The sequence below is a fragment of the bacterium Unc6 genome, from assembly GCA_013626165.1.
Lineage (GTDB): Bacteria > Omnitrophota > Gorgyraeia > Velesiimonadales > Velesiimonadaceae > Velesiimonas > Velesiimonas alkalicola.
In genome coordinates this window covers 43,182-49,941 of sequence record NDHX01000011.1, presented here as the reverse complement: position 1 = coordinate 49,941, position 6,760 = coordinate 43,182, and the positions used below count along the sequence as shown (strand labels likewise).

Here is a 6,760-nt window from a genome sequence, read left to right as displayed (position 1 = left end):
AAGCAGATCTTATGGTTATTCAGCCAGGGTATCCTTGGATCAAGCCCGTTTTTCAAGAGCTTTGCCTGAAGGTTATCCAGGAGCGGCCTAACTGCATCTTGATGTTCAAACCCAAAAACATCGACCCTGACATAATCGCCATGCAGCTTTACCTTGCCTTGCACATTTCTTAGAAAGTGCCGATGGATTAGATCAGGAGTCATTGAGAGGAATTTACCACCCAGATCGTTGCGGAAGGCACTTATTAAATTGAAGGCCATCAGTTTCAATGCCAGGTTAGCTGTGACGGCATTGAGGTTTGTGCTTACCAGGAGATTGAAACCGAGTTTTTAATCCCACCAATAAACCTGTAAAGAAAAAAATAAGATTTAAATCAGAGGAGATAGGACTTTTAAAGAAAAAGGCAGTAAAAATTAAGGGCGTAACTTCTCTACGCCATAATAAAGAATTTACAATTGACCTTCCTCCAAGGTCACATAAATTATTGACTTTTAACTAAATAATAGATACAATATGAAACATAAGACCTTATGGACCACTTCAAACGTTACAGAAGCACCGGAAGAAAGAGATAGAACTACTCCAAGCAAGAAAAAGTTATTGTTCAGTAGCATCAAAATTTAGCGCCTCACTGAGTTCTGTGGTACGATAAAATCAGACATTTCGGGAAAAGGGGAAAATGGCCTTCAGTTCAAACCGGCACCAGGTCGGCCTTTATGGCTAACGGATTCTCAAAAAAGTTGTGCGGTAATATGTCAAAATAAAAAATAATAAGATTTCTTTTGTAACAAGATACAAAAAGTCTATAACACATAGATCTTAACCTCGACCTATTGTTTGGGTTTGATGAAATAACAAGTTTAAGAAAGACCCTCTGGATCTAAAAACAAGAGCTCGTCTTGTGTAAGAATAAGCACTTTGCCACATCTTGCTTTCTATGCTTTTCAATCACTGTTTTATTAAGAAAAGCAAGTCAGGTCTGTATTATTTATTGTGCGGGTTAGCAGTTTAGCTTTTAAGCCAGAGATATATACTTTTTTCAGAGGTTTAACCTTAAGCAGGAACAAGATGTTCTTTCTTATTACCTATCAAGGATAAGTTTAACGGGGTCTCTTAATTTTCAAAGAAATAATTTATTGTTGTTGATTATTCACAATATTAACAAATTAACAAAGAAAGAAAAAGTAGCAAAAAGAAAAAAAGTTACCATTACAAATTATTAATCAGTGACATATTATATGAGGGAGGAATATGTTGAAATATTTAAACCTTCAAAACAAATCCTGCAAAAGCAGGACATCTATTGTGAGGCTTTATGATAGATTCAGACAACAGATTGACAGGATTGATAAAAATATAGTTGAACTCTTAAATAGAAGAGCACAGGTTGCTCTTCAGATAGGAGAAATTAAAAAAAACACAGGTAGAGGTATCTTTTCTCCTATCAGGGAGCAGCAGATATATAAAAATATAATAAGGAAAAACAGAGGCCCTTTATCTGAACAAGACCTTAAAAGTATTTTCACAGAGATTATATCTGCATCCCGCTCACTTGAAAAACATATAGCTGTTGCGTACCTCGGTCCTCAGATGACATATACCCATCTTGCTTCGTTGAAAAAATTTGGCTCATCTGTAAGTTACACTCCTTGCAGGACTATAGAAGATGTTTTTTCTGAGGTTGAAAAAGATTCCTGTGATTATGGGGTGGTCCCTATAGAAAATTCAATAGAAGGGCCCGTTGAAATTACACTTGATATGCTTGTTGATACGAAACTAAAAATATTTTCAGAGATTGTTGTTCGTATATCACACTTTCTTCTTGCACCTTCAAAACAGATAAAAATAAGAAAAATTTATTCAAAAGATCAGGTTTTTGGACAGTGCAGGCAATATATTAAAGAGAATTATCCTGATACTCAATTAGTTGAAACTTCAAGTACTGCTGAGGCTGCAAAAATTGTATCAAAAACAAAAGATTCAGCCTGTATAGCAAGCATTTTAGCCGCCAAAATGTATTCATTAAATATTATTGCAAAAAATATTGAAGACAGTTATATGAATATAACTAAATTTCTTGTTCTTGCAAGACAAGATACCGAGCGTTCAGGTGTGGATAAGACATCTATAGTGTTTGCTGTAAAGGATAGACCCGGCGCATTGCATGATGCAATACTGCCGTTTAAAAAGGCGAATATAAATATGACAAAGATAGAATCCCGTCCTTCAAAAAAAAAGGCATGGGACTATTATTTTTTCGTGGACTTTTCAGGCCACAGAACACAAAAAAATATAGTAAAGGCATTGCAGGAGTTAGAAAAACATTGCAGTTATTTAAACATATTAGGCTCCTATCCAGTAGAAAAATAATAATTTTTAGAGGAGTTATGCCAATACCATATAAGGTTTTTACATTTATTATGGCAGGAGGAAAAGGAGAAAGGTTGCATCCTCTTACCCAGGATAGGGCAAAGCCAGCAGTTCCTTTCGGGGGGATATACAGGGTTATAGATTTTACTCTTTCCAATTGCTTGAATTCGGGTTTGAGAAAGATATACATCCTTACGCAATATAAGTCCATATCGCTTTCAAGACATATCAGACAGGGTTGGAGCATATTTGATTCTGAGTTGGGTGAGTTTATAGAGATTATGCCCGCACAGCAAAGGATAGATGAGCGCTGGTACCAGGGAACCGCCGATGCAGTATATCAAAACCTTTATTCTATTGAAATGGAAAAGCCTCAACCCGATTATATACTTATACTTGCAGGCGACCATATATATAAGATGGATTATAGGAAAATGATTGGGTATCATATAGAAAAGCAGGCGGATGTAACAGTTGCAGCTGTTGAATCACCCATACAGAAGGCAGGTCAGTTTGGTATCATTGAAATGTCACAGGACAGCAGGGTTTTGGGTTTTGAAGAAAAGCCTGCTTCTCCGAAACCTATACCCGGCAGAACGGATAAGGCTCTTGTTTCAATGGGCATATATGTATTTAACAGAGATGTGCTTAAAGAAGAACTTGGCATTGACAGAGATAAGCCTACACAACATGATTTTGGTAAAAATGTGATTCCTGCAATGATAAGGGGAAAAAAAATGTATGCATACCCCTTTGAAGATGAAAACAGAAAAAATATTTTATACTGGAAAGATATAGGGACACTTGATGCATATTATGAAGCCAATATGGATCTTGTTCAGGTTGAACCTATATTTAATCTTTATGATAATAACTGGCCTGTAAGGACACACCAGGGGCACTGGCCTCCTTCCAAGACAGTATTTGCAGGAGGAGAAGAACCTGAAAGGATTGGGCTTGTTCTGAATTCGCTTATATGTAACGGATGTATCATAAGCGGCGGGAGGGTTGAAAGGTCTATACTATCACCGGGGGTAAGAATAAATAGTTATTCACATATTCAAGATAGTATTATAATGGAGGGGTGTAATATCGGAAGGCATGTAAAGATAAAAAGAGCAATACTTGATAAAAATGTTATTGTTGAAAATGGTGCTACAATAGGGTTTGATATAGAAAAAGATAAAAAAAGATTTATGGTTACATCTTCAGATATTGTGGTAGTTGCAAAAGGAACGGTGGTAAAAAAATAGGTAATGGCAATAGGCAGTATTAAGGCGGGAGGGTGTTTATGACAAAAAAAAGGTCGTGCTTACATTTCCAACATCTCTTTTAAATGAGCCCATCACATACCATCTTATAAAAGATTATGACCTTATGGTGAATATACTTATGGCAAAGGTAAATCCCAATGAAGAAGGTATTCTTGTTCTGGAAATCACAGGTAAAAAACTCAAACTAGACGAAGGCTTTAAGTATCTTGAAGCAAAGGGTGCAAAGATACAATCTCTTGCCCGTGATATAAAATGGTATGAAAAAAGATGTACCCACTGCACTGCCTGTATATCTACCTGTCCGACAGGGGCTTTTTTCTTAGACAGGGAGAATATGCTTATATCGTTTAATAAAGAAAAATGTATAGCGTGTGAACTATGTCTAAAAACCTGTCCATACAAGGCCATAGAGATAGTATTCTAAGCCTGCCTGCTTTTTTGCTCTTACCTGTGGCGGGCAGGGATTTCAGGTGGCGGGCAATCGCAAGAGGCAGGGAAAAATCTCAATGTCAGTTCTTAAAAATTATAACTCTGAGGCGATAAGAAAACCAAGAATAAGAGAGGTTAAACAGATACACAGTCTTATAAATTCTTATGCAAAACAGGGGCTTATGCTGCCCCGTTCACTTTCTGAATTGTACGAAAGTATAAGAGATTTCTGGGTCGCCGTTAAAAATAAGAAAGTGGTAGGATGTGTTGCATTGCATATATTCTGGGATAATCTTGCAGAGATTAAGTGTTTGGCGGTTTTCTCTTCTTGCCAAAAACAGGGAATTGGAACTGAACTTGTAGAAAAGTGTCTTGAAGATGCCAAGTATTTTGGTGTAAAAGATGTATTTACACTTACATACAGGCCGGAATTTTTTAAACGGTTTGGATTTAAAAGAATACAAAAAGAGAAACTTCCTCACAAGATATGGATAGATTGTATGCGATGTCCGGAATTTCCGAAATGTAATGAGGTAGCACTGATATGGACAGGTGGTTAAAAGCCGTCGTTCGTATGCCGTATTTCGTATATCGTAAAAGAAACGGAATACGAAATACAGGCGACGGACAACGGAATACGGGCTACAGATGACGGAATAAAGTATGGCACAAGAAAAAATACTTATAATAAATAACAACCCTGATGAGGTTTCAGTTATAAAAACTGACTTTGAAAAAAAAGGTTATAATGCTATTTTTGCATATAGCGGAGAAGAAGGGATAAAAAAAGCTCATGAGGAAAGTCCGGACCTTATCATTCTTGAAATTGTGCTTCCGGATATCAGCGGTTTCAAGGTATGCGAAAAACTAAAAACAGACCCACAAACTAAAAACATCCCCATAATTGCTCTTACCGCTAAGTCTTCCTGGAAAGATATTTCTCATGGAAGGTCTGTTGGTGTGGAGGATTATATTCCAAAGCCTTATGAGGCGGCTGTTTTACAGAGCAGAGTAAGACATTGTCTTGATAAAATCAAAAAGACAGCATGGACAGCACCTATTGAAAAAGAATCTGAATATGGCAGAAAAAGGATATTGATTGCCTCAAGCGATAAAGAACTATTGAAATATTTAGTAAACAGATTTGAAGCTCATACCTTGGTGCATAAAGACCGTTATACTGTTTTTGTTAAATCTACGGCTCCCGATGCAATCAATACCATACACCTTGAACATCCCGATTTGATTATACTTGATTCTTATCTTCAGGGATTGGATGGATATAGAGTTTGTGAACGCATTAAATCAAGTCCCAGCATCTTTTCAATTCCACTTATACTTATAGAGAGGGTAAAAAGGGGTTTCTTTGCCGTTCCCTGTAAGGCTGATGTACTCATACCTTTTCCTGTTGAATTTGAAGACCTTCTTAACAATGCAAGACTTCTTTTTTCTAAATAAAAAATGGGCACACTTATAATGATAATTGATAAGATACTTGAAAATATACCTGTTAAAAATATTGCCCGTTATAGACTTATTGAAAAACTTGGGGAAGGTGGTTTTGGTGTAGTCTATAAGGTAGAATCAAAAGGTTTGCTTTATGCCATTAAAATATTAAACTCTGATCTTTCGCATAATAAAGATATTATTGGCAGATTTATCCGTGAGGCAAACCTGCAGAGACAATTAAAACATCCTAATATTATAAGTACAGTAGAAACGGGTAAGCACATGGGAAGGCACTATATTGTCTCTGAGTTTGCAGAAGGTCGTGACCTGAGGGCAAGAATTCGTAAAGGGGGGCACTTAAATCAATATGATACATTGATAATTATGGGACACATTGCAAGTGCTTTAGAATATCTCCACAGTCATTCCATTGTGCATCAGGATTTAAAACCTGCAAATGTTCTTTTCCATAAAGATATTGTAAAGCTCTGTGATTTCGGTATATCAACAATAAGCGGAAGCTATCTTAAATCCAGGATAGAACTAACCATCAGGATGGGCAGTGCCCCCTATATGTCCCCTGAACAGATAAAAGGCGGAAGCATTGACCACAGAAGCGACATATATGCATTCGGGGTTACATCTTACGAAACAGCAACGGGGCAGAGCCCTTTTCTTGCACAGGATATACATACGACAAAGATGAAACACCTGAACTACACACCCGCTGACCCTTACAGAATCAATCCAGGTGTATCAAAAAAGCTGAGTGATTGCATAATGAAAATGATAGAAAAAGAGCAGGATAAAAGGTATCAATCAATAGAAGAAATTCTTAAAAGTCTGTCGGATATTGCAGGAAGACAGTTAAGAACAGAATTTGAGAACACCTCTTCAAACACAGGAACAATAAAATTTAAGTCCATAAAACCGACTATTCAATACGGGGACGGCTTTTTACAGGATACAAGTTCCAACGGATTTTCTTTTACAACAATAAATGTTCTTCAACCAACAAACAGGATAGAGGTTGAGATAAAAAACAAAAATTATCCATCAGGGCTAAAAGCAATTGCAGAGGTTTTAATCGTAGAAAAAATATCTGAGGCACAGTATAAGGTAAAATGCAGATTTATAAATATGGACTATTACGAAAAAGGAACAGTAGAGAAAAACCTCCCCGGTTTATAGGAGCTGTAAAAAAAATACAGGGTATGGGAGATATGGAAGAGGACTTT

The 6,760-nt window shown here is 36.7% G+C and carries 6 protein-coding genes and 1 pseudogene; 6 read left to right on the top strand and 1 reads right to left on the bottom strand.

Annotated elements, in window-relative coordinates; translation table 11 throughout:
* Window positions 1-203: hypothetical protein (locus B9J78_05735; GenBank protein ID MBA2124413.1), on the bottom strand; the 203-nt coding region annotated here is incomplete at its 3' end.
* 1,048 nt (window positions 204-1,251) lie between these two features.
* On the opposite strand from B9J78_05735, the gene B9J78_05730 reads away from it, so the two are divergent.
* The 6 genes and pseudogenes from B9J78_05730 to B9J78_05705 all read left to right on the top strand — a co-directional run bounded on the left by B9J78_05730 (window position 1,252) and on the right by B9J78_05705 (window position 6,713).
* The gene (locus B9J78_05730) at window positions 1,252-2,370 is read left to right on the top strand and encodes a hypothetical protein (GenBank protein ID MBA2124412.1); all 1,119 of its coding nucleotides are present in this window, start codon (window positions 1,252-1,254) and stop codon (window positions 2,368-2,370) included.
* A gap of 17 nt (window positions 2,371-2,387) precedes the next feature.
* Window positions 2,388-3,623: a glucose-1-phosphate adenylyltransferase gene (locus B9J78_05725; GenBank protein MBA2124411.1), complete on the top strand. Its 1,236-nt coding sequence runs from the start codon at window positions 2,388-2,390 to the stop codon at window positions 3,621-3,623.
* Window positions 3,624-3,672: 49 nt separating this feature from the next.
* Window positions 3,673-4,068 (top strand): annotated as a pseudogene (locus tag B9J78_05720) ((Fe-S)-binding protein).
* Between the two features lie 82 nt (window positions 4,069-4,150).
* On the top strand, window positions 4,151-4,633 hold the full coding sequence (locus B9J78_05715; GenBank protein MBA2124410.1) for a GNAT family N-acetyltransferase: 483 nt from the start codon (window positions 4,151-4,153) through the stop codon (window positions 4,631-4,633).
* Window positions 4,634-4,736: 103 nt separating this feature from the next.
* Window positions 4,737-5,531: a hypothetical protein gene (locus tag B9J78_05710; GenBank protein ID MBA2124409.1), complete on the top strand. Its 795-nt coding sequence runs from the start codon at window positions 4,737-4,739 to the stop codon at window positions 5,529-5,531.
* A 3-nt stretch (window positions 5,532-5,534) separates the two neighbouring features.
* Window positions 5,535-6,713: a hypothetical protein gene (locus B9J78_05705; GenBank protein ID MBA2124408.1), complete on the top strand. Its 1,179-nt coding sequence runs from the start codon at window positions 5,535-5,537 to the stop codon at window positions 6,711-6,713.
* The last annotated feature ends 47 nt before the right edge of the window (window positions 6,714-6,760 follow it).